20 protein-coding genes are annotated in these 23,433 nt (G+C 71.6%); 7 read left to right on the top strand and 13 right to left on the bottom strand.

The features are described from left to right. Positions 1-35 precede the first annotated feature (35 nt). The 3 genes from ACIBFB_RS16920 to nrdR form a co-directional block, all read right to left on the bottom strand. Positions 36-470, bottom strand: a complete 435-nt coding sequence (locus ACIBFB_RS16920; protein ID WP_397231004.1) for a CBS domain-containing protein — start codon at positions 468-470, stop codon at positions 36-38. Between the two features lie 160 nt (positions 471-630). Next, on the bottom strand, positions 631-3,426 hold the full coding sequence (locus ACIBFB_RS16925; RefSeq protein ID WP_397231006.1) for a vitamin B12-dependent ribonucleotide reductase: 2,796 nt from the start codon (positions 3,424-3,426) through the stop codon (positions 631-633). Positions 3,427-3,461: 35 nt separating this feature from the next. Continuing rightward, positions 3,462-3,935, bottom strand: coding sequence for a transcriptional regulator NrdR (nrdR, locus tag ACIBFB_RS16930; protein ID WP_397231008.1), 474 nt, complete (start codon positions 3,933-3,935; stop codon positions 3,462-3,464). A gap of 627 nt (positions 3,936-4,562) precedes the next feature. On the opposite strand from nrdR, the gene lexA reads away from it, so the two are divergent. Both lexA and ACIBFB_RS16940 read left to right on the top strand, forming a co-directional pair. Further along, complete coding sequence (lexA, locus tag ACIBFB_RS16935) at positions 4,563-5,279, top strand: transcriptional repressor LexA (RefSeq protein WP_397231010.1); 717 nt, start codon at positions 4,563-4,565, stop codon at positions 5,277-5,279. 65 nt (positions 5,280-5,344) lie between these two features. Continuing rightward, on the top strand, positions 5,345-6,418 hold the full coding sequence (locus tag ACIBFB_RS16940) for an alpha/beta hydrolase family protein (RefSeq protein ID WP_397231012.1): 1,074 nt from the start codon (positions 5,345-5,347) through the stop codon (positions 6,416-6,418). Positions 6,419-6,421: 3 nt separating this feature from the next. On the opposite strand, the gene ACIBFB_RS16945 is transcribed toward ACIBFB_RS16940, so the two are convergent. The 3 genes from ACIBFB_RS16945 to leuS form a co-directional block, all read right to left on the bottom strand. Then, complete coding sequence (locus tag ACIBFB_RS16945) at positions 6,422-7,060, bottom strand: hypothetical protein (protein WP_397231014.1); 639 nt, start codon at positions 7,058-7,060, stop codon at positions 6,422-6,424. After that, complete coding sequence (locus tag ACIBFB_RS16950) at positions 7,057-7,668, bottom strand: hypothetical protein (protein WP_397231016.1); 612 nt, start codon at positions 7,666-7,668, stop codon at positions 7,057-7,059. Before ACIBFB_RS16950 ends, ACIBFB_RS16945 begins: the two co-directional genes overlap by 4 nt. Positions 7,669-7,760: 92 nt before the next feature. Then, positions 7,761-10,256 (bottom strand): leucine--tRNA ligase, encoded by a 2,496-nt coding sequence (gene leuS / locus ACIBFB_RS16955; RefSeq protein WP_397231018.1) that lies wholly within the window; start codon positions 10,254-10,256, stop codon positions 7,761-7,763. Positions 10,257-10,639: 383 nt separating this feature from the next. On the opposite strand from leuS, the gene ACIBFB_RS16960 reads away from it, so the two are divergent. Next, a complete protein-coding gene (locus ACIBFB_RS16960) occupies positions 10,640-12,196 on the top strand; it encodes a long-chain fatty acid--CoA ligase (protein WP_397231020.1) in 1,557 nt (518 codons plus the stop codon). Between the two features lie 66 nt (positions 12,197-12,262). Here the strand turns inward: ACIBFB_RS16960 and ACIBFB_RS16965 are convergent, their stop codons facing one another. Continuing rightward, positions 12,263-13,090 (bottom strand): carbohydrate ABC transporter permease, encoded by an 828-nt coding sequence (locus ACIBFB_RS16965; RefSeq protein WP_397231021.1) that lies wholly within the window; start codon positions 13,088-13,090, stop codon positions 12,263-12,265. Positions 13,091-13,260: 170 nt separating this feature from the next. Between ACIBFB_RS16965 and ACIBFB_RS16970 the strand changes: the two genes are divergently transcribed. After that, a complete protein-coding gene (locus ACIBFB_RS16970) occupies positions 13,261-13,548 on the top strand; it encodes a hypothetical protein (protein ID WP_397231023.1) in 288 nt (95 codons plus the stop codon). Positions 13,549-13,589: 41 nt separating this feature from the next. Here ACIBFB_RS16970 and ACIBFB_RS16975 read toward each other — a convergent pair whose 3' ends face one another. The 5 genes from ACIBFB_RS16975 to ACIBFB_RS16995 all read right to left on the bottom strand — a co-directional run bounded on the left by ACIBFB_RS16975 (position 13,590) and on the right by ACIBFB_RS16995 (position 19,438). Next, positions 13,590-14,468: a carbohydrate ABC transporter permease gene (locus ACIBFB_RS16975; RefSeq protein WP_397231145.1), complete on the bottom strand. Its 879-nt coding sequence runs from the start codon at positions 14,466-14,468 to the stop codon at positions 13,590-13,592. 137 nt (positions 14,469-14,605) lie between these two features. Further along, on the bottom strand, positions 14,606-15,889 hold the full coding sequence (locus tag ACIBFB_RS16980; protein ID WP_397231025.1) for a sugar ABC transporter substrate-binding protein: 1,284 nt from the start codon (positions 15,887-15,889) through the stop codon (positions 14,606-14,608). 143 nt (positions 15,890-16,032) lie between these two features. Next, positions 16,033-16,521: a hypothetical protein gene (locus ACIBFB_RS16985; protein WP_397231027.1), complete on the bottom strand. Its 489-nt coding sequence runs from the start codon at positions 16,519-16,521 to the stop codon at positions 16,033-16,035. Positions 16,522-16,646: 125 nt separating this feature from the next. Then, complete coding sequence (locus ACIBFB_RS16990) at positions 16,647-17,933, bottom strand: class I SAM-dependent methyltransferase (RefSeq protein WP_397231029.1); 1,287 nt, start codon at positions 17,931-17,933, stop codon at positions 16,647-16,649. A gap of 59 nt (positions 17,934-17,992) precedes the next feature. Then, a complete protein-coding gene (locus ACIBFB_RS16995; RefSeq protein WP_397231031.1) occupies positions 17,993-19,438 on the bottom strand; it encodes an FAD-binding oxidoreductase in 1,446 nt (481 codons plus the stop codon). Between the two features lie 236 nt (positions 19,439-19,674). Between ACIBFB_RS16995 and ACIBFB_RS17000 the strand changes: the two genes are divergently transcribed. Beyond that, on the top strand, positions 19,675-20,466 hold the full coding sequence (locus ACIBFB_RS17000; protein ID WP_397231033.1) for a glutamate racemase: 792 nt from the start codon (positions 19,675-19,677) through the stop codon (positions 20,464-20,466). Here ACIBFB_RS17000 and ACIBFB_RS17005 read toward each other — a convergent pair. After that, positions 20,409-21,944, bottom strand: a complete 1,536-nt coding sequence (locus tag ACIBFB_RS17005; protein ID WP_397231147.1) for a hypothetical protein — start codon at positions 21,942-21,944, stop codon at positions 20,409-20,411. The genes ACIBFB_RS17000 and ACIBFB_RS17005 overlap by 58 nt on opposite strands. A gap of 215 nt (positions 21,945-22,159) precedes the next feature. On the opposite strand from ACIBFB_RS17005, the gene ACIBFB_RS17010 reads away from it, so the two are divergent. Both ACIBFB_RS17010 and ACIBFB_RS17015 read left to right on the top strand, forming a co-directional pair. Further along, complete coding sequence (locus tag ACIBFB_RS17010) at positions 22,160-22,507, top strand: hypothetical protein (protein ID WP_397231035.1); 348 nt, start codon at positions 22,160-22,162, stop codon at positions 22,505-22,507. A 155-nt stretch (positions 22,508-22,662) separates the two neighbouring features. Then, positions 22,663-23,187 (top strand): DUF6315 family protein, encoded by a 525-nt coding sequence (locus ACIBFB_RS17015; protein WP_397231037.1) that lies wholly within the window; start codon positions 22,663-22,665, stop codon positions 23,185-23,187. Positions 23,188-23,433 lie beyond the last annotated feature (246 nt).

The following is a 23,433-nucleotide window of genomic DNA, read 5'->3' on the forward strand; positions in this document are numbered from 1 at the left end:
GTCGCGCCCGCACCCGACCGTGCTTCCGTTCCTGGTCAGGCACGGCGCCCCTGGATGTAGGCCTCCAGCGCGGCGCGGTCGTCCTCCAGCACGCTCAGACGGCTCTTGACGACGTCGCCGATGCTGACGATGCCCACCAGCCTGCCCCCGGAGAGGACGGGGATGTGCCGGAACCGCCGAAGCGTCATCGCCTCGCTGACGTCCTCGACGGTGTCCTCGGTGGAGCAGGTGAACACGTCCCTGGTCATGATGGCCGAGACGGGGTCGGAGAGGAGTTCGGGGCCGCTGCGTTGGAGGGCTCGGACGACGTCGCGCTCGGAGACGATGCCGACGACGCGGTCGTCCTCGGCGACGACGACGGCGCCGATGTCGTGGCGGGCGAGTTCGGTGAGGAGGAACGCGATGGTCGCGTCGGGGGCGACCCTGACCACCTCCGGCCCCTTGGACCGGAGGATCGCGGCGATCAGCATGGGGACCACCTTCCGCTGAAGGGCGCTCGGTCCCGAAGGGTTACCCGCTCTTCCGGCGTGCCAACCACAGGTCTGGACCATCCGCGTGCTCTCCGTGCACGGGGTGGGGGCGGTTCGACCGCCCCCACCCCGGGAGTTCCCCCAGCGACCACCGCCGGTATCAGCTGCACCCGCTGGTGGCGCCGCAGCCCTCACAGGCGTAGCAGCTGCCCGACGGCCGCATCTTGGTGCCGCAGGTCATGCACAGCGGCGCGTCCGCGACGAACCCCTGCCGCAGCTCCAACAGCTCCGTGCTGGAGTGCGGCTCCCTCGGCGGAGCCTCCTCCCGCGCCGCGCCGGAGCCCTCGGCCTCCCGGGTCGGGGCCGATTGGGCGTAGGACTCCACCTCGGCCGCGACCTGTGCCGGATCCTCGCCCGCCACCCGGGCCGCGCGTTCGTCCGCCGAGAGCACGCCCAGCGCGGCGCGCTCGTCGTAGGACAGGTGGTCCAGGGCCAGGCGCCGGAAGATGTAGTCCACCACGGACTGCGCCATGGGGACGTCGGGGTCGTCGGTCATGCCCGCCGGTTCGAAGCGCATGTTCGTGAACTTCTGCGCGTAGGTCTCCAGCGGGACGCCGTACTGGAGGGCGATGGAGACCGCGATGGAGAAGGCGTCCATCACCCCGGCCAGGGTGGACCCCTGCTTGCCGAGCTTCAGGAACACCTCGCCCAGGCCGCCGTCCGGGTAGGAGCCGGCGGTGATGTAGCCCTCCGCGCCGCCCACCGCGAACGACGTGGTCTCGCTCGGGCGCTTCTTGGGCAGGCGACGGCGGACCGGGCGGGCCGCCTCCGCGGAGCGCGGCGCCGCGGAGGCGCCCCTCTCGGCGCCGGTCGACAGCGGCTGGCCGACCTTGCAGTTGTCGCGGTACACGGCGAGCGCCTTCAGGCCCATCCGCCAGCCCTCGAAGTAGAGGTGCTCGACGTCGGCGACGGTGGCCTGCTCCGGGACGTTGACCGTCTTGGAGATCGCTCCGGACAGGAAGGGCTGCACCGCGGCCATCATGCGCAGGTGGCCCATCGGCTCGATGTGGCGGCGGCCCATCGCGCAGTCGAACACCTCGTGGTGCTCGGGGAGCAGGCCGGGAGCGTCCTCCACGTGTCCGTGCCCGGCGACGTACTCGACGATCGCCTCGATCTGCTCGTCCCGGTAACCGAGGGTGCGCAGGGCGCGCGGGACGGCCCGGTTGACGATCTGCATGGAGCCGCCGCCGACCAGTTTCTTGAACTTGACCAGCGAGAAGTCCGGCTCGACTCCGGTGGTGTCGCAGTCGAGCATGAAGCCGATCGTGCCGGTGGGCGCGAGCAGGCTCGCCTGCGCGTTGCGCCAGCCGTCGCGTTCGCCGAGGCGCAGGCACTCGGCCCACTCACGGGTGGCGGCCTCGTGGACGGGCTCCTCCAGGGCTCCGACGGCGCGCAGGTCGTCGTTGGCGGCGACGTGCTTGCGCATGACCCGGCGGTGGGCCCGCTCGTCGCGCGCGTACCCCTCGTACGGGCCGACCACGGCGGCCAGCTCGGCGCCGCGGCGGTAGGCGGCGGCCGTCATCAGGGAGGTGACCGCCGCGGCGACGGAGCGCCCGCCGTCGGAGTCGTAGGCGTGGCCGGTGGCCATCAGCAGGGCGCCGAGGTTGGCGTAGCCGATGCCGAGCTGGCGGTAGGCGCGGGTGGTCCGCGCGATCGTGTCGGTGGGGAAGTCGGCGAAGGTCACGGAGATGTCCATCGCCGTGACGACCAGCTCGGTGAGCCGGACGAAGGACTCCACGTCGAAGGTGTCGTCCTCGCACAGGAACTTCAGCAGGTTGATCGAGGCCAGGTTGCACGAGGAGTCGTCCAGGGACATGTACTCCGAGCAGGGGTTGCTGGCGCTGATACGGCCGCTCTCGGGGTTGGTGTGCCAGTCCTGGATGGTGCCGTCGTACTGGATTCCGGGGTCGGCGCACTCCCACGCGGCCCTGGCCATGCGGTGGAAGAGGTCCTTGGCGTCGACGGTGGCGACGACCTCGCCCGTGGTCCGGGAGGTCAGTCCGAATGCGGAGCCGGTCTCCACGGCGCGCATGAAGGCGTCGGAGACCCGCACCGAGTTGTTGGCGTTCTGGTACTGGACGCTGAACGTGTCGGCACCGCCGAGGTCGACGTCGAACCCCGCGTCGCGCAGGGCGCGGACCTTGTGCTCCTCGCGCGCCTTGGTCTCGACGAACTCCCCGACGTCGGGGTGGTCGACGTCCAGGACGACCATCTTGGCCGCCCGGCGGGTGGCTCCGCCGGACTTGATGGTTCCGGCGGAGGCGTCGGCGCCGCGCATGAAGGACACGGGCCCCGAGGCCATGCCGCCGGACGAGAGCGGTTCCCGGCTGGAGCGGATCCGCGACAGGTTCACACCCGCGCCGGACCCGCCCTTGAAGATGACCCCCTCCTCCTTGTACCAGTCGAGGATCGACTCCATGGTGTCGTCGACGGAGAGGATGAAGCACGCGCTGACCTGCTGCGCCGAGGTGGTGCCGACGTTGAACCAGACCGGGGAGTTGAAGCTGAAGAGCTGGTGGACGAGGGCGTACTTGAGTTCGTGGTCGAAGACCTCGGCGTCAGCGTCGTCCCCGAAGTAGCCGTGGGCCCGGCCGGTGGCGGTGTAGACGCCGACGACCCGGTCGACGAGCTGCTTGAGGCTCCATTCGCGCTCGGGGGTGCCCGGGACGCCGCGGAAGTACTTGCTCGCCACGATCTGCGTCGCGTTCATCGACCAGGAGGTGGGGAACTCCACACCGCGCTGCTCGAAGTTGACCGTCCCGTCACGCCAGTTGGTCATGACGACGTCGCGGCGTTCCCATGCGAGGGTGTCGTAGGGGTGGACGCCGGGTGCGGTGTGGACGCGCTCGATCCGGAGCCCCTCGTGTCCGGACTTCCCGCCGGTGTTCTCCGTCATGACGGCATCTCCCCCGAGAATGCGTCTGGAGGGTGTTACTCGCTGGTCGGCCCCGTGTCGGCCTGGTGGTCCTGGCGCAGGCTGGCGATCTCGGCCTCGAAGTCGGCGAGGCTCTCGAACCCGCGGTAGACGCTGGCGAAGTGCAGGTAGGCGACCTCGTCCAGTTCGCGCATCGGACCGAGGATGGCCAGTCCGATCTCGTGCGCGGGGACTTCAGCCAGACCCCGGCTGCGGATCTCCTCCTCGACGCGCTGGCCGAGCTTGGCGAGCGCGTCCTCGGAGACCGGGCGGCCCTGGCAGGCCCGGCGCACTCCGGCGATGACCTTGGTGCGGCTGAACGGTTCGGTGACCCCCGAGCGCTTGGCGACCATCAACAGGACGGTCTCCTGGGTGGTGAACCTGCGCTCGCACACGGGACAGGACCGGCGGCGCCTGATGGCCGCCCCGTCGTCGGTGGACCTGCTGTCGATCACCCGGGTGTCCGGATGTCGGCAGAACGGACAATGCATCCCTGTTCACCTGCTTCCTCACGACGACCCGTACGTCCACTTAACCACAAGTTCTGGGCTTTCGCCCCTCCGCGACTCCTAGATGTTGTGGTTGAACCTAGACCGCCACGCGGCGTCCCGCAACCTGTCCGGAGCGTGTCCCGCCCACGGGACGGCGGACCCGGACGGGGCGGGTCCGTCAGGGCGCACGAGGGAACGGGGAGAGTCGGCGGACGGTCCGCGGGAGGGTCGCGGTCCGCCCGAAATCCGGTTGCAAGGATACCGCCGAACGGCCCCCGAACACCGCGCCCCAGGGGTCGGGGAATGGCCGACGACCGCGTACGCAGGGGGTTCGCGACGCGGGCGGCCCCGGAGAGACCAGACCCACACCGGCACCGGCGCCGACGTGTTCGCGTATTCCGGGGACAGCGGCGGGAGTACACGTGTACACGTAAGTGGAGGCCGGTAATTGACCGCGAAAACACGCGGGCCATTATCGACGGCCTCGAACGCTTGTTTGATATCACCGTCTGCAACGACTAATGTTGACGTTGATTTCACTCCGGTTTCGTCGGCGTTGGCGCGGACCGGAGGTGGGCAGTCACCCGAGACGGCCCTGACCGAACCGAACGCCGAGGAGGCCCGGCCGTGCCGGAGGAGAACCCCGGAAGCACCACCGTCCTCTCGCCCGTGGGCGACACGGGCGGGCCGAAGCCCGACGCCCCCAAACTCACGGCGCGTCAGCAGAGTGTGCTGAACTGTATTCAGCGGTACGTACGGGAGCGCGGTTTCCCGCCCTCGATAAGGGAAATCGGCGACGCGGTCGGCCTGTCCAGTCCCTCCAGCGTGGCGCATCAGCTCAAGGTGCTCCAGCGCAAGGGGTACCTGCACCGCGACCAGAACCGCCCGCGCGCGGTGGAACTGCGCACGCCCGGCCGTGCGTCCGGCGCCAAGGTGGACCCGGCGGAGTTCACCGCGGACGCCTCGCGGGCGGCTGCCGTCCCGCTGGTCGGCCGGATCGCCGCGGGCGGACCGATCCTCGCGGAGGAGTCCGTGGAGGACGTGCTCTCCCTTCCGCGTCAGCTGGTCGGCGAGGGCCGGCTGTTCATGCTCACCGTGGTCGGTGACTCGATGACCGACGCCGCCATCACCGACGGCGACATGGTGGTCGTCCGGCAGCAGCCGGAGGCCAACAACGGCGACATCGTGGCCGCCCTGCTCGACGACGAGGCCACGGTCAAGGTGCTGCGCCGCGCGGACGACGGCCACGTGTGGCTCATGCCGCGCAACGACGCCTACGAGCCCATCAACGGTGACGACGCCACCATCCTGGGCAAGGTCGTCGCCGTCATGCGCCGGGTCTGAGGCGGCGCCGGGCCGGTCCGGGAGGGCGCCGCGGGCTCCCGGGCCGGGCCGCTACGCTGAGGAGCGTGTCCACAGCCACCTCCTCTCCCGTGACCGGTCGCCGACGCCTGCTCGCGGCCGTCGGCGCGGCCACCGGTCTCCTGCTCGCCACGGCCTGCTCCGGCGAGGCCCCCTCGGTTCCCCCGCCCGCGGTCAGCGGCTCGGAGCGGGACCTGTCCTTCACCGTGGACGGCACGAGGGTGTTCGGGACCTTCACGGCCCCCACCGACACCGCGGGCGCCGTTCCCGCCGCCCTCATCGTCTCCGGCAGCGGGCCCACCGACCGGGACGGCAACGCACAGACCCGACCCGACGCGGACACCAATCTGAACCTCGCCCGCGTGCTGGCCGACGCCGGGGTGGCCTCGCTCCGCTACGACAAGCTCGGCAGCGGCGAGACCGGTCTGGGCGACCTGGATCCGGAGGCGCCGATCGACCCCGAGGTCCACGACCGCCAACTCGTGGCCGCCTACGAGCAGCTCACCGCCCAACCGGGGGTCGACCCCGACCGCACGGTCGTCGTCGGGCACAGCGAGGGCGCGTTGTTCGCCCTCCGCGCGCACGACCTCCTGGACACGTCACCCGCCCTGGTGCTCGCCGCCCCGCCCGGCACCCGCTACCTTGATCTCATCGACCGCCAGCTCACCGAGCGGATCCGTGTGGGCGAGGCTCAGGGCCGGATCGGTGAGACCGACAGCGTCACCGTGCTCTCCGACGCACGGGCCGGACGGGCCGCCCTGCGCGGCGGACGGGATCTGCCCGACGACCTGTCGCCGCTGCTGGAGACCGTCTACTCCGAGCAGAACGCGGCCTTCCTCGGCTGGATCGACGCCTTCGACCCCGTCGACCTGGCCGAGGACGTCCCCGAGGACACCTCCGTGCTGGTGTTGTGGGGCGAGGAGGACGCCCAGATCCCACGTTCGGACATCGACCGGCTCATGACCGGCTTCGCCGACGCCGAGCGCGTCGACATCCCCGACGCCGACCACGTGTTCCGCGAATTCCGGGACCGGCCGGGCGCCGCCGTCCTGGACGCCGACCGCCCCTTCGCCCCCGAGGTCGCCCCGGCCCTGGAGGACTTCCTGGCCCAGGCCTGGTGAGGATCAGGAGGGCAGGTCGGCGACCACGGCCCGCGCGAGTTCCTCGGCCGTCTCCAGTCCCCGCTCAGGCTCGGCCGCGCGCGTGACCGCGTAGTCCGCGGCCACCCCGTAGCAGGTCTCCACGTACAGGTTGGACACCCGCGCGCCCACACAGGCGAACGGGAAGTCCGACGCGTCCGTCCACGAGAAGGCCTCGTCGCCGATGCCCTCGACACGGCCGGCTCCCTGGTTCGCGGTCGTGTTCCGCAGGTTGTCGGCGGCCGTCCGGATCCCGCCGGGGTTGGGCGCGGCCACCATCACCAGGGTCGCGAAGGAAGGAACCGCGTCGCCCGGTCCCTCGGGGGTGGACCACCGGCACTGCCATCCGGTGCCGAACGAGTCCTGCTCGCTCCCCACCGGCTGCTCCAGCTCCAGCGTGTGGGCGGGCACCAGCTCGTCGAGCACGTCGGTCTCCCCGACCGCGCACGCGGGCGCGGCGTCGAAATCGCCCGACTCCAGGGTGTCGCGGTTGACGACGAACCACACTCCTCCGGCCACGACCAGCACGACGACCAGGGCCAGGGCCGCCACGCCGGCCACCGCGCAGCCCCGGCTCTGGGGTTGGGCCGAGGAGACGACCGGACGGGGGTGTTCGGGGTTCACACTGCCTCCACGAGTCGCTCGGCGACGCGCACCGCCGCCTCGCGCGCGTCCTCCCGCTCCACCGGACCGTCTCCGGAGACGCCGGAGTAGGCCACCCTGACCAGCAGGTTGTCGCTCTGGAAGACCAGGTCGGCGGTGCCCGGCGCCTGCTCCTCCCACACGTGCGCCGCGACGTCCGGCCCGAGCGCGACCTCGTCGACGCTGTGCGGGACGACCGCCGCCAGCGCGCCCTCGGCGTGCTGCACGCCCGAGACCGGCTCTTCGCCCGATGTGTCGGTGAACAGCGCGGAGAACTCCACCCGCAGCGTTCCGGGGGCGTCGGCGCGGCCCAGTGAGGTCCACGCGCACACGGTGGTGTGCCCGCCCGGCCTCGGCCCGGACTCGGCGGACTCGACCACCGCGTCGGGCAGCGCCTCGGTCACCGCGTCCTCGGGAACCACCGCGCAGTCGGGCGCCGAGGTGTGGACGTCGTCCTCCCCGGGAACGTCGGGGTCGCCGCCCGCCAGGACCAGCCCGCCGCCGATCGCCGCCGCGGCGAGCACCGCCGCGCCGCCCACGATGACGACGCCGCGCACCAGCGCGCCGCCCGCCCTACCCGCTGGGGACACCCGCCCACCGCCTCCCTGTCGGTCGTCGCTCGCTCCGGCTCGTCATACGGAGGCGGCGGCCGCCGGACGCGACCGCCGCCTCCGTCGCCGGATCAGCCGACGACGATGTTCACCAGCTTCGGCGCGCGCACGATCACCTTGCGGATCTGCTTGTCACCGATGAATCCCCGGGCCTTCTCCGAGGCCAGCGCCAGCCGCTCCAGCTCCGCCGGGTCGATGTCGGGCGCCACGGACAGCTTGTCGCGGACCTTGCTCTGCACCTGCACCACGCAGGTCACCGACTCCTGGACCAGCAGTTCCGGGTCGGCCTCGCGCCAGTTGCCGACGGCCACGCTGCCGGTGTGCCCCAGCCGCTCCCAGCCCTCCTCGGCCACGTACGGCGCGAACAGGGACAGCGCGACGGCCACGAACTCCGCCGCCTCGCGCACGGCCGGGTCGGCGGCGCCGGGGCCGGTGTCGATCGCCCGGCGCGTGGCCGAGACCAGTTCCATGGTGCGCGCGATGGCCACGTTGAACCTGCGGGCCTCGACCAGGGTCGTGATCTGGTCGATCGTGCGGTGGGTGATCCGGCGCAGGTCGGTGTCCCCGGCGGCGGCGTCGGTCCCCGGCGCGCTGGCCGCGCCCGCCTCGCTCATCACACGGAACGCGCGGTTGAGGAACTTCTGCGCGGCGGTGCAGGACACGTCCGCCCAGTCGACGTCCTCCTCGGGCGGGCTGGCGAAGAGCATGGTCAGGCGGACGGCGTCCACGCCGTAGGCCTCGATCTCCTTGCCCAGGTCCACGCCGTTGCCCAGGGACTTGGACATCGCCCGGCCCTCGTTGATGACCTGGCCCTGGTTGGTCAGGCGGCGGAACGGCTCGGTGAAGGAGAGCATGCCCAGGTCGTGCAGGACCTTGGTGAAGAAGCGCGCGTACAGCAGGTGCAGGGTCGCGTGCTCCTTACCCCCGATGTAGTGGTCGACGGGGCCCCACGTGTCGACCGCCTCGGTGTCGAAGGGCGCGGTGTCCAGACGCGGGGAGCAGTAGCGAAGGAAGTACCAGGACGAGTCGACGAACGTGTCCATGGTGTCGGTGTCGCGGTTGGCCGGGCCGCCGCAGGAGGGGCAGTCCACCTCGACCCAGTCGGTGGCGGCGGCCAGCGGCGACACGCCCCGCGGCGCCAGCTCGGCGCCCTTGAGCTCGGGCAGCGTGACCGGCAGCTGGTCGTCGGGGACCGGCACCTCACCGCAGGAGGGGCAGTGGACGATCGGGATCGGGGTGCCCCAGTAGCGCTGGCGGGACAGCAGCCAGTCGCGCAGGCGGTAGTTGATCGCCGCGTCGCCCGTGCCGCGCTCGGCCAGCACCTCGATGATGCGGTCGATCGCGTCGGTCTTGGCCAGACCGTCCAGCGGCCCGGAGTCGCGCAGGGTGCCCTCGCCCGCGGCGGCCACACCGGTCTCGGCCGGGTCGGGTTCACCGGTCTCCACGACCACCCTGACGGGGAGGTCGAAGGCCAGGGCGAAGTCGAGGTCGCGCTGGTCGTGCGCGGGCACGGCCATGATCGCGCCGTGGCCGTAGTCGGCCAGCACGTAGTCGGCGGCCCAGACGGGCATGCGCTGCCCGTTGACCGGGTTGACCGCGTACCGGCCCAGGAACACACCGGTCTTGGGCCGCTCGGTGGCCTGGCGCTCGATGTCGGACAGCTTGGCGACCTCGGCACGGTAGGCGTCGAAGGCCTCCCGCTGCTCGGGCGCGCACAGCTCCTCGGCCAGGTCCGCGTCGGCGGCCACGACGAAGAACGTGGCTCCGTACAGGGTGTCGGGCCGCGTGGTGAACACGGTCACCGGTTCGTCGCGTCCCTCGATGGCGAAGCGGACGTCCGCGCCGACGGAGCGGCCGATCCAGTTGCGCTGCATGGCCAGGATCTCGTCCGGCCAGCGACCGCCGTCCAGCTGGTCCATGTCGTCCAGCAGGCGCTGGGCGTAGTCGGTGATCTTGAAGTACCACTGGTTGAGGCTGCGCCGGACGACGTCGGCGCCGCACCGCTCGCACCGGCCCTGGACGACCTGCTCGTTGGCCAGCACGGTCTGGTCCTGGGGGCACCAGTTGACCTGGCCGTCCTTGCGGTAGGCCAGCCCGCGCTCGAAGAACCGCAGGAACAGCCACTGGTTCCACTTGTAGTACTCGGGATCGCTGGTGTGCAGGCGACGCGACCAGTCGACGCCGATGCCGTACCGGCGGAACGAGGAGGCCTGGGTCTCGATGTTGGCGTAGGTCCACTCGGCGGGGTGGGAGTCGTTCCTGATCGCCGCGTTCTCGGCGGGCAGGCCGAAGGAGTCCCAGCCGATGGGGTGCAGGACGTTGTCGCCGCGCTGGAAGCGGTAGCGGCCGATGACGTCGCCGATGGCGTAGGCCTCGGCGTGGCCCATGTGGAGGTCGCCGGAGGGATAGGCGAACATGTCGACCACGTAGCTGCGCGGCCGGGTGTCGCCGGGGTCCTCGCTGGCCTGGAACGGAAGCTCAGCGGCCCAGCGCGCCTGCCACTTGTCCTGGAGGGCGCGGGCGTCGTAGGTGTCGCCCGTCTTCTGGTCGCCGTCTACCGCTGTCATCGCTGCAAGTTCCTTAGCCGGTCTCTCACGTCGGTCGCACGCGGACGTGCCGGGTCGGGCCCGGCGTCCACGCGTGCAGTTCCCAGGTTAGCGGTACCCGCCCTCGGCCGCGGACCCGTTCGCCTCCCTGTGGACAGCCCGCGGCCACGGCCGCGCCGAGCCACGGGCCGCGGCCTCGCGCCCCGCCTCCGCGGCGGTCCGCGTCCCGGCTCCGGGGCGATGGACGGGGGCGCCCGGATCACGTTTTCCGAACACTGTTAGGTTTCAATCGCACCTACTCCTCCACACCGACCAGCTGGTTTGTTACTCTGCCGTCACGTGACGCAGACCACGAGACCCAGACCACACCTGGGTCCGTCACTCACACGTAGCGGGAGGCCCCCATGCTCAACCTGTCCGTGCTTCTGGAGGACGGCGCCCGATCGGTTCCCGACAAGGAATGCCTGGTCTTCGGCGACCTGCGCCTCAACTACGCCCTGACCGACATGATCGCCAACCAGGTCGCCAACCTCCTCGTGGCACGCGGTGTGCGCCCCGGCGACCGGGTCGCGCTCGCCAGCCCCAACCTTCCCTACTTCCCCTTCGTCTACTTCGGCGCCCTCAAGGCCGGAGCCGTCGTCGTCCCCCTCAACGTGCTCCTCACACCGCGCGAGATCGCCTACCACCTGGAGGACTCCGGAGCCACGGCGCTCTTCGCCTTCACCGGCACCCCCGAACTCCCCCTCGGCGAGCGCGCCTTCGAGGCCTTCCAGCAGGTCGACACCTGCGAGACCTACATCGACCTGCCCGCCACCGCCGGAGCCACCGAGTCCGCCGTCGAGGGGGCCGAGACCCTGTGGAAGGCACTCGACGGCCAGCCCGGCACGTTCGAGACGGTGCAGGCCAACGCCGACGACACCGCCGTCATCATCTACACCAGCGGCACCACGGGTCAGCCCAAGGGCGCCCAGTTGTCCCACCACAACCTGATGACGAACGCGATCATCTCGGCCGAACTGGTCAACGCCCACCCCGACGGCCGCGACGTCGCCCTCACCGTCCTGCCGCTCTTCCACATCTTCGGCCAGACGGTCATGCTCAACGCCTCCCTGTACCGGCACGGGACCCTGGTCCTCATGCCGCGCTTCGACCCGGACGAGGCGCTCAGACTCATGGACAAGGAGGGCGTCACCGGATTCGCCGGGGTGCCCACCATGTACTGGGGCCTGCTCAACGCCGTCCAGGCCGCCGAGCCCGGCACCTATGACCTGGAGAAGATCGCGGGCGACATCGTCGACGCCTGCTCCGGCGGCTCCTCCCTGCCCGGCCAGCTCGCCGAGGACTTCGCCAAGACCTTCGGCGTGGAGATCAAGGAGGGCTACGGCCTGTCCGAGACCTCCCCCGTCGTCTCCTTCAACAACCCCCGGGTCCGGGCCAAGACCGGTTCGATCGGCCTGCCCGTGTGGGGCGTGGAGATGAAGCTGATCGACTCCGAGTGGAACGACGCCGAGAACGAGGGCGAGATCGCCGTGCGGGGCCACTGCGTGATGAAGGGCTACCACAACCGCCCCGAGGTCAACGACGAGGTCATCCGGGACGGCTGGTTCCGGACCGGTGACATCGCCCGCCGCGACGAGGACGGCTTCTACTTCATCGTCGACCGGTCCAAGGACATGATCATCCGCGGCGGCTACAACGTCTACCCGCGGGAGATCGAGGAGGTCCTGATGACCCACCCCGGGGTCAGCCTGGCCGCCGTCGTGGGCGTGCCGCACGCCACGCACGGCGAGGAGGCCAAGGCGTTCGTGATCCGCGAGGCCGACGCCGCCCTCACCGAGCAGGAGCTGGTCGACTGGGCCAAGGAGCGACTCGCGGCGTACAAGTACCCCCGCCAGGTCGAGTTCCGCACGGAGCTGCCCATGACCGCCACCGGCAAGATCCTCAAGCGCGAGCTCAGGTGACCCGCGGCCGCCCCTCCGCCCGTCCCGCGCCCGGGTGGAGGGGCGCCGCGCCGCCCCGGCGGCGCCTCACCCCTTCACGGCCCCCTGGACCAGCCCGGCGACCAGCCAGCGCTGGACGAGGATGAAGAAGACCATCACCGGGACCGTGATGATCGTGGACGCGGCCATGACGTGCCCCCACTCGTTGGCGTACTGGCCGAAGAACTGACGCAGGCCCACCGCGACCGTGTACCTGTCGCTCTGCTGCATGAAGGTCAGGGCCAGCACGAACTCGTTCCACGCCACGATGAAGGAGAAGACGGCCGTGGCCACCAGGCCCGGGGCGACCAGCGGGAAGAGCACCGACCAGAACATGCGCGGCCACGACGCGCCGTCGATGTAGGCGGCCTCCTCGACCTCCCGGGGAACCGCCGCCACGAAACCGCGCATCATCCACACCGCCAGCGGGAGCGACAGCGCCACGTACACCACGCCCAACCCCAGCACGGTGTTGAGCATCCGCAGGTCACGCACCTGGAGGAACAAGGGGATGACCAGGGCCTCCAGCGGCACCATCTGCACCACGAGGATGAGCACCAGCACCGTGGTCCGGAAGCGGAACCGGAACCGCGCGACCGCCACCGAGGCCAGCAGCGCCAGCAGGCACGCCCCCGCCACGGTGATGCCCGCGACCGCCAGGGAGTTGCGCAGGTACACGGAGAACTGGCCCTCGGTCATCACGTACGCGAAGTTGCCGAACGTGGGATCGGTGGGCAGCAGCGCGCCGGTCCCGGAGGTACTCCGATCGGAGAACGCGCTGACCAGCATGAAGTAGACGGGGAACAGGGTGAAGGCCAGCAGGACCGCCACCCCGAGGGCCCTGGCCGTGCTCCGGACGGCCGTGCTCGTACGCATCGGGGCTCCTCTCACCGGGGTCCGCCGCCGGACCCGGTCGGGTGGCGGGCCGGGGAAGGGGGAGGGCTAGAATCCTGCTCTGTTCGTGCGGGGGTGCTCACGGCGCCCCGATGACGGTTGAGGGGTGATGGCCGTGTCGACGTGGTCGTCGGAAACGGTGGCGTGACGCCGTGAACGAGTCCGTCGGGCCCTCCCCCACCGAGGTCGTCATCAGCTGGATCCCGCACGACGCGCGCTTCCGCGACCGCGCCGTGCGCCACGCGCTCGCCGACCCGAGCGGCCAGCGCCTGTTCGTGTACGTCAACAACCTCGTGAACCGGAGCCACGACGACGGCCGCCCCCTGGGGTCCTACGACCTTCGCACGATGGACGCGGTCCTGGAGGACCTGGACCACCGGCCCCTGGCCGCCGTGGACTGGCGCCGGGTCCGCGCGAAACTCATCGAGGCACTCGCCTGACCGGGCGTGCCCGGAGCCCCCCGGCGGCGTCGTCCTCCCCGTCATCGCAGCTCGTCCTCCCTGAACAGGGCGCGCAGGTACAGCACCGTGATCGCCAGCAGGAGCAGGGTGAGCAGGACCGCGACAGCCGCCCCCGTCCCGTAGTCGTTGTGGCCGAAGGAGCGCACGTACGCCCACACGCCGAGGTTGAGCATCTCCGAACCGCCGACGTCCCCGCCGGGCATGAGGTAGATCTGCGCGAACACCTTGAAGTCCCAGATCGTGGACAGGACCGTCACCACGGCGAACACCGGGCGGAGCACGGGGAAGGTGACGTGCCAGAACCGCCGCCAGGCGCCCGCGCCGTCGATCATCGCCGCCTCGTGCAGGTCCCGCGGGACGGTCAGCAGCCCCGCCAGCACGGTGACCGCGACGAACGGGAACCCGCTGTGCACCACGTTGAGGGTGACGACGGCGTAGAAGAACAGGCGGTCGGCGAACCAGTTGTACCCGTCCGGGCCCAGGACTCCGAGGGACGTCAGTGCCCGGGCGACGATGCCGTGGTCGACGTCGAAGATCCAGATCCACACGTACGTGCCGCTCACGGCGGGCATCGCCCAGGCCACCATCACGCACGAGACGACGACGACGCGCGGGAGCGGCCGCAGGGTGGACAGCAGCAGCGCCACGAGCGTGCCCAGCACCACCGTCGCGACCACCGCGACCAGGGCGAACCCCACCGTGTTGGGCAGCACGACGCGCCACAGGTACGGGTCGCCCAGCAGCGCCGCGTAGTTGTCCAGGCCGACGGACTCCGAGGTTCCGGTGACCAGGTTGCGCAGGTGGAAATCCCGGAAGGACAACCACACGACGCGCCCGAGGGGGAAGAGCAGGAGCACCCCGATGACCGTCAGGGCGGGGGCCAGCAGCCCCCACGGCAGGAGCGCCCGCCGGGTGCCCCCGCTGAGGAGCGGCGCCCGGCGGCGCCTTCGCTGCCGCGCCGGGGCCGGGACCGCCGCGCGGCCGACCCGCTCGGTCCGCCGCCGCGCCTCACTGATTCCGACCGGTGTGCCCACGTTCAGTCCCCGTTGAGGATGCGCTCGATCTCGTCGGCCGCGTGCTCGGTGGCCTCCTCCACGCTGGCGTCGCCGTTGAGGATGTCCTGCTGCATGGCGACGATGACCTTCTCGGCCTCCACCCGACCCCAGGCCGGGGTGACGGGGGTTCCGCGGCTGGCCGCCTCGAGCTGGACGGCGAACGGTCGGACCAGCGGGTTCTCGGACTCCGCGAAGGTGCGCACCGCCGCCGCGCGCCCGGGGAAGAAGCCGGTCTCCTCCGACCAGCGGATGGAGAACTCGTCCCCGGTCAGGTGTGCGACGTACTCCCAGGCCGTCTCCTCCTGGCCCGTCCCCGCGAACACGGACAGCAGGGATCCGCCCGCGAAGGAGTCGGTGTAGCCCCCCTCCCTGCCAGGGATGGGGAAGGCGCCCAGACGGCCCTCGAGACCGGGGTTGGACTCCAGGATCGCCTTGGGGTTGGCGCTGCCGGAGATCGCCATGACCGCGCGCTCCTCCGCCAGGGCCTCCATGACGTCGATCTCGTTCCAGTTCACCGCGCCCGTGGTGGACACTCCGTCCTCCAGGGCGAGGCCGGTGAAGAAGGACATTCCGGCACGGCCGCCCTCGCTGTCGATCTCGGACTCCCACGTGCCGTCGGGTCCCCGCACCGCGAGCTCGCCGCCGCCGCCCCAGATCCACGGCATGACCGAGTACTGGGCGTCTCCCGGGACGGGGAAGGCGATCATGTCCTCCTCGGCCTCGGAGAGCGCGATGGCGGTCTCGCGCAGCTCGGCCCAGTCCTCCGGGACCTCCTGGCCGTGCTCCTCGAAGAGGTCGGTGCGGTAGACGATCGAGCGGATGGCCGCGTACCAGGGCACACCGTAGATCCGGTCCTCGATCTGGCCCATGCGGACCATGCTCTGGGTGTAGAGGTAGGGGTCGTCGATGTGGGCCGACAGGTCGTACAGGGCGCCGGAGTCGGCGAACTCGGGGATGAAGGTGGTGCCGAGCTCGACCACGTCGGGCACCGTGCCTCCGGCGATGGCCGTGGAGATCTTGTTCTGGGCGTCGCTCCACGGCACGAACTCGACCTCGACCTCGACGCCCGTCCGCTCCGTGAACGCCGTGTTGGCGGCCTCGAAGTAGGTGGTCGCGTCGGGGTTGGTGCCCTCCATGATCCAGACGACCAGGGGGTCGGCCGCGGGGGCGCCGCCCGTACCGACGCCGCAGGCGGTCGCGGTGAGGGCCAGGGCCAGGGCAGCGGTGGGGATCTGAACGTGAGTGTGGGTCCGTCTGCGTGCCATCGGCGCGCCTCCCGTTCCATTCGAGGGCCCCCAGGGGGATGGTAGGAAACCTACGTAATGAAGCCTCCAATGTGAAGTAAACAACGCGCCCTTGTGGCCGAGTCGTGAGCAGACGGTGGCCCGGCGGGTAGGCGCGAACGCCGTCAGTCCTCGGCGAGCCCGGTCACCTGGCGGAGCGTGGACACCAGTTCGGGCCGCCGGTACACGGCCAGGCCGATGGCGGCGCTGAACGCGGCGAGCATGTGCACGAAGACCATGGGGTCGCCCTGGGAGATCCGCTCGGCGGCCTCCTCCTCACCGACGGAGTGCGCCTCCCAGGTGGTGCTGACGGCGAACTCCAGCTCGGGCGGGAGCATCTCGGCGACCGTGCGGGCGACGGCCTCCCGCGAGTCCGCGGGCTTCCACACCACACCGGTCTGCTGGACGCGGCGGCTCAGGAAGGCGGCGATGACCTTGAGCTCCGACAGGACGTCGTCGACGGCGTCGGCCGCCCCGGGGACCGCCTCCTCGAGTTCGTCCCGGTTGCGGTCGGCGTAGGCGCCCACGAGCGCGATCGCGGTGTGCTTGACGTGGTCGGGCAGGTCGGGTGCGGGCGACTCGTCGCTCTGGGGCGCGTTCTCGTCGGAGGACACTGGCTGGTCCCTTCACGGTGCGTCGGGCCGGTGTGACGGCTTCCATCATGCCGTCACCGGACCGGCCGCGGGCGCCTGACGGGCCGGTGTCCCCTCCCGGCGAACAGGAGGGGGCACCGGAGCGGTCAGAACTCGGGACGCAGCGGCACGCGGGCGTCGGTGCCGTCCAGTCGGACGCCGAGGATCTGGTGCAGCTGGACGACGTTCCGCTCGAAGCCGAGCACGCATCCGGCCATGTACAGGCGCCAGACCCGGGCCGTGCCCTCACCGACCAGCGCGACGGCCTCGGCCCAGTTCCGTTCGAGGTTGGCGCCCCAGTGGCGGAGGGTGAGCGCGTAGTGCTCGCGCAGGTTCTCCTGGTGGCGGATCTCGAACCCGGCGTCGTTCATCGCCGTCTGGATGGCGCCCGGCCCCTCCAGCTCGCCGTCGGGGAACACGTACCGGTTGATGACGCCCTTCGGGTCCAGGGGCTTGAGGTCGTTGCGCGGCCGGGTGATGCAGTGGTTGAGCAGACGGCCGCCGGGGACGAGCTTGGCGTGCAGCGACGCGAAGTAGGAGTCCAGGTTGCGCGCGCCGACGTGCTCGGTCAGCCCGATCGAGCTGATCCGGTCGAAGCTGGCGTCGGGCACGTCCCGGTAGTCCATGTGCCGGACCTCGGCCAGCTCCGACAGCCCCTCCTGGGCGATCCGCTTGGCCGCCCAGTCCGCCTGCTCCTTGGACAGGGTGACGCCCAGCGCCTTGACGCCGTGCTCGCGGGCGGCGTGCATGACCATGCCGCCCCAACCGCAGCCGACGTCGAGCAGGCGCATGCCGCGCTCCAGGCCGAGCTTGCGCGACACCAGTTCGTACTTGCGGAACTGGGCGCTCTCCAGCGCGCCCTCGAAGCGCCCGACACGGTCCAGGGCGCCGTCCTCCTCGTCGAAGACGGCGCAGGTGTAGGTCATGGACGGGCCCAGGACCAGTTCGTAGAAGTCGTTGGACACGTCGTAGTGGTGGTGGATGACCTCCGCGTCGCGGCTCTTGGAGTGCCGCCAGCCCAGGCCCGCGAGTCTGCCCCGGCGCATCTCCTGCGGCGGCGGGGCCACACGGTTGACGAACTTGACCCAGCCGACCGACCGGACGACGGCGGCGAGGTCGCCGAAGGACAGGTTGACCCCCTCCGCGAGGACGAAGTCGGACATCCGCCGCAGGACGGTGTACATGTCGCCCTCGACGTCCAGATGGCCGGAGACGTAGGCGCGGGTGAGACCGACCGCGTTCGGCGACTGGGCCAGGTAGTTGACGGCGACCGGCGTGCGCACATGGAGGGCGACGTCGGAGTCGGGGGCCCCGGCGGAGCTGCCGTCGTAGGCGGTGAAGCGGATGGGCGCGTCGGGACCGACGACCCGCTCGAAGATCTCGGCAAGCCGCATGTTCTCGTCCTCCCTCTCCCGGACGCGACCCTGGAGGGGACCGCCCGGTCTGTGCGGTGTCAGCGGTTGCGTACGCACTTGGCGTACAGGTCGAGCAGCCGTCCTCCGGGGTCGTAGGACTCCTTCAGACGGGCGTAGGCGGGACCGTTGTAGAGGCGCCAGAACTCGTCCTCGGCGTAGAAGGAGTCCGAGTACAGCGACTTGTGGCCGCCGAGCCGCGCGACCTCCTCCTCCACCAGGCGGTTGTGGTGGGCGCGGCGCTGGCGGGGCTTCATGTCGACCAGCCCCCAGAACCCGAAGTTCACGTAGAGGCGGTCGTTGTCGAGGGGGTAGAGCGGCCAGACGTGGTCGCCCTCGCCCGCCCCGGACGGCCGGGGTTCGCGCAGCCGCAGGGGGCACATCCACACGGGGGTCATGCCGATCTCGGTGTGGAAGAACTCCAGGAACTCCGCGCCGCGCTCGACGCCGACCTCGACGTCCTGGATGAGCGGCTCCTGGGGGCGCCTGCCCCGGTAGTGGTTGAGCAGGCGGGAGAAGTCGGTGCGCCGGTCCCAGGCGACGAGCCTGCGGTAGACGTCGGAGCGCTTGAGGGAGCGCGGCCACAGCGGCCGGACGAGGGGGTGCTGGGTGCCGAAGGCGCGCGAGCACCAGAACCAGTCGGTGTCCCACCGCCACAGGTAGTCGTGGACGGTGAGGTAGTCGCCGGGGCCGGTTCCCGAGTGGCGCTGGATGGACCGGTAGTAGATGTCGGTGCCGGTGTAGTCGCTGGCCCAGGGCGCCTGGTCGGTGAAGCGGGCCAGGGAGAGGCAGAGCTCGTCGGGGCCGAAGGCGACACCGTCCACGAAGTCGACGGGCTGGCCGTCGTGTTCGGCGGCGGCGCAGATCCGCGCGAGCGCGTCCATGGCCTCGGCCGCGTCGTGGAACCGCAGGTGGCGCAGGTGCACGTAGGGGGAGACGGGTTCCAGTTCGATGCGCAGGCGCAGGCTGTAGCCGAGGGTGCCGTAGGAGTTGGGGAAGCCGTGGAACAGGTCGGCGTGCTCGTTGTCGCGGGTGGCGGTGACGATGTCGCCGCCGCCGGTGAGGATCTCCATCTCCTGGACCGACTCGTGCGGGAGTCCGTTGCGGAAGGAGGAGGACTCGATGCCGAGGCCGGTCACGGCCCCGCCGAGGGTGATCGTGCGCAGCTGCGGGACGACCGTCGGCATCAGCCCGTGCGGGAGGGTCGCGGCGACGAGGTCCTCGTAGGTGGTCATCCCGCCGACGTCGGCCAGGCGTTCCACCGGGTCGATCGAGATGACGCCGGAGAAGGCCGACACGTCCAGCGGTGGGGCGGTGGCCGGTTCCCGGAAGCGGAAGAGGTTGGAGGTGGGCTTGGCCAGTCGCACGGGCCCGTCCGCGGGCAGTGCCCGGTACTCGCGGCGCAGGCGCTGGACCGCCGCGATGTGTGCCGCCAGTCCCGACCGCTCTCCGGTGGCCCTGTCCGTCCCCTGCTGTCGAGTTGCCATGTTCCCGCTTCCGGTCTCGGCTCGTGCCGCACGGTGTCGTCCGACCCGGGCCCGCGCGAGCGGGGACGGGCCGATGCCCTCAGTTCTACCTACGAGTAATGCCTCGGTGCCACCCCATTTCCGTACGTGTCGCCGACGGGCGTCTCCGACCTGGGCGGAGTGCGCGAAACCTCCGGGCTGTGGCGTGGGCCACGCGAGGGCGGTCCGGGGGGAGGCCGCGACTAGAATCGGCTACCGTGCGCATCGCTCTCGTAGACTCCGGCATCGGGATGCTGTCCACCGCGGCCGCCCTGCACGCGGCCAGACCGGACGCCGACCTCGTGCTGTCCATGGACCCCGACCACATGCCGTGGGGCGCTCGCACGCCCGCGCAGATCATCGGGCGCGCGCTGGCGGGAGCGCGCGCGGCCGGCGGGACCGCGGGTGCGGACGGTCTGGACGCGGTGGTCGTGCCGTGCAACACCGCCTCCGTGCACGGGCTCGCCGATCTGCGCGCCGAGTTCGAGCCGCACATCCCGGTGATCGGGACGGTTCCGCCGATCAAGCCCGCGGTGGCGGCCGGGGGGCCGATCGCCGTCTGGTCGACGACCGCCACCACGCACAGCGCCTACCAGCGTCGGCTCGTCGAGACCTTCGCCGCCGACGTCGACGTGACCCCGGTGGCGTGCGTGGGTCTGGCCGAGGCCGTGGAGTCGGCCGACCCGCGCCTGATCGACGAGGCCGTGGCGTACGCGGTCGCCCGCACCCCCGACGACGTGCGCGGGGTGGTCCTGGGCTGCACGCACTACGACCTGGTGGACGAGCGCGTCACGGCCGCGCTGGGCCCGGCGGCCCGGACGTTCACCGCGGCCGACGCGGTCGCCGCGCAGACCCTGCGCCGGATCGGCGCCGTCCCGCCGGGCGATCGGCGTGGGCGGGTGACCGTGCTCGCCAGCGGTCGCCCCGCCAGGCTGCCCGCCGCGGCGCTGGCCTACCCGGCGGGCCGGGCGCTGGCCGCCGCGGCCCCGACCTCCGGGGCGGTCCGGTAGTCGTCCGCGTGCAGCGCACCCGCCGCGAGGGTGCGGACCAGATCGCGCACCCCGGCCGTGTCGTTGTCGTGCATCAGCGTCTCCAGCAGCGACAGGGCCGCCCGCTGGTCGCCGGGACGCTCCCGGACGTGGCGCCACTGCGGTTCCGTGGCCGCGTCGGAGAGCATGAGCGTGCGGCCCACCTGTCCGAGCGCGGACAGCAGCGGGGTGTCGTGCGGTACGTCCGACAGCGCCGCGTTGACCTGTTCGGCCTGGCGCTCGGGGTCGACCTCCTCCGCGGGCTGTGCGCGCAGGTACTCCAGGATCCGGTCGGCGGGCGCCAGGGGCTGGACCGGGGGCATGGCGGCGACCATGGCGCGGACCTCGTCGAGGTCCCCGGTGATCTCCTCGGTGGCGCCCAGCTCCCCGATGAGGCGCTCGGCGCGCCGGGTCGAGCAGGCGGCCACCCAGCGGGCGCCCCGGCCCGCGGCCAGCCGTGCGGCGGCCAGGGCCAGTTCGGCGCCCCGGCGCGGTGCCCCGACCCGCTCGAAGTAGCGCGACCAGGTGGTGACGCGCACGCCCAGGCGCCAGTCGTTGCGGACCGCGCCCTGGCAGACGAGGTTCTCCACGGCCTCCACCCAGGCGGGCCGCAGGCTCGGGTACGCCTCGGCCTCCTCCACGGTCGGCAGGGGCACGATGGCGTCGCGGGACGGGTACAGGCCCAGGCGCGCCAGCCAGGACAGCAGCCGCGCGCGTTCGAAGCGGGCCAGGCGGCGCAAGGCGACGCGGCGTCCGCCGTGGGCGTCCGGCGCCAGCGCGATCTCGGCTTCCAACCGGTCCAGCGCCTCCAGGGCGTCGGTGTGCTTGTCCTGGTGGCGCAGCGCGCGGACCAGGGTGAAGACTCCCTCCGCTCCGAGCAGGGCGGGACCGGTGGCGGTGTGCTCGTAGCGGCGCAGGTCGGCCTCGGCCCGGTCGGGCCTGCCCTCGTCGATGAACAGCTGGGCCCGGGCCAGGCAGAAGGCGGGCCAGGCGGGCGACTGCTCCCATCCGGCCAGGCGCCGGGAGGAGAGCAGTTCGCCGCGCTCGGCGGTGGTGCCGCCCGCGTCGACGTTGGCGTGGCAGCGCACGAGCGTCTCCAGGGCGGACACCGGAAGCGGTCCGTGCGCGCGCGGATCGGGCACGCCGTCGGCCGCGGCCGTGGCGTGTTCCAGAGCGCGCCGCCCCTCCGCGAGTGCGCCCACCCGCACCGCCAGAGGCCAGTGCGCGAGAAAGAGCAGGGTCGGCGGGCCGAGCACCCCCGGCACCTCGGCGCGGTCGCCGCCCGACTCGGCGACCAGCCGTCGGGCCGTGCGCAGCGCCGAGCGGGCGACGGCCTCCACCCGGACCGCCTCCCCCGCCTCGCACAGCTGCGGCAGACTCGTGACCGCCTCGGCGAGGTCGACCTGACCGACCGACCGCAGGTGACGCGCGGTCTCCCCCGCCCATGACCACATCGGCATCATGACTCCCCCTATCACGCCGCGTGCGAACAGAAAGTAGCAGCGCGGTGACTCCCCTGTCCGGAAAACGCGTGAAACCGGTGCGCTCCGGGGTATCTGCGCCCCACCGGCGGTCGGCCGCGTGACTAGAATCGGGCCGAGCCGCGATGTCCCCGGGCTCCGGGAGCGACACCGGGGCCGATCCGCCCGCTGGACACGTGAGGACATGAGCGCCGATGGGATGGCGAGACCGCTTCGGACTGCGCAAGGCCAACCGCAAGGGCAAGGCCCGTTTCGACAGGGCCGCCGAGGACGACGACATCAAGGCGCTGATCGAGTTCGCCAAGAGCCGGGTCGGTGTGGAGTTCTTCGTCGAACCCGAGACCTTCGCCACCCGGACCACGGCCGTGGCGGTGGCCACCGACGGGGAGTGGATCCGCCGCCGGTGCGGCTCCCCCGACGTGATCCGCAAGGTGGCCGGGCGTCTGGCGACCCCCGCCTACGACGTCCAGATCGTCGGGTACCCGCAGCGGATGCGGGACTGGAGCGCCCGCAACAAGCGCGGGCTGTCCCTGGACGAATGAGATCCGACACGGCGACCTTCCGGCCCGGGTCCGGTCGAAACCCCCGACCGGGTCATTTTGGGCATTGATGACGACACCTTGCCGCGACTTCCTCGCCGAACGGGTTCCCTAACGGGCGTCATCCATCGCATACTCGCCTGGGAGGGGGGACTCTGATGAAGCAGGATCTCACTGCCTTGTGTTGCGAGTGCGGCATGATCCGCGAGGTGAGCGACTACCAGAGCGTGGGCGAGGCCCAGTCGGCCTACGGCGTGGCCCGCTGCGTCGTCTGGCGCAAGTGCCGCACGTGCGGCTACCGCACCTACCACGCCTACCTGCGCGCAGACGTGGACCGCGACGAACTCGAGGACGCGCTCCGGCTGGACGGCGCCCTGGCCGCCGAGGCGCTGGACGAGGAGGTCGAGCAGCTGCGGCTGTGCGGGGTGGAGGTCGGTCACGCCCCCGTCCCGGCGATCTGGGACGGTCAGTCCGTGGGGATGGTGACGCAGCGGCTCACCGACCAGACCTACTCGATCGTGCTGGACCCCGCGGCCTCGGTGGTGTCCCGGCTCAAGCTCATCGACATGATGTGGAACGAACTCCTGGTCGGCGAGCACGACGACCGCTGGTATATCCAGGAGCCCGAGGACGACTCCCCCGGCTACGCGATCCGCCTCTTCGGCTTCCGGGACCGCCGCTAGACCGTGTGCGCGCCCGCGCCTCGGGCCGCCCCGTCCCCCGGCACACTCGGAAGGCGCCCGCGACGGACGGGTCTTCCCCTCCGGTCGCCCTCCCCCGTCCCGTGGGACCGTCCCGCGGATCCACCCGCAGCAGCACCGCCCCCATGGGCCCCGGCGCACGGGCTCACCCCTCCACGGGAACCTCCGAGCGCGGCGCCACCCGCTCGCGGGCGGCCTCCGGCCCGGCGGCTCCCCCGTGAACGGACG

The sequence above is a fragment of the Nocardiopsis sp. NPDC050513 genome (assembly GCF_044457925.1).
Lineage (GTDB): Bacteria > Actinomycetota > Actinomycetes > Streptosporangiales > Streptosporangiaceae > Nocardiopsis.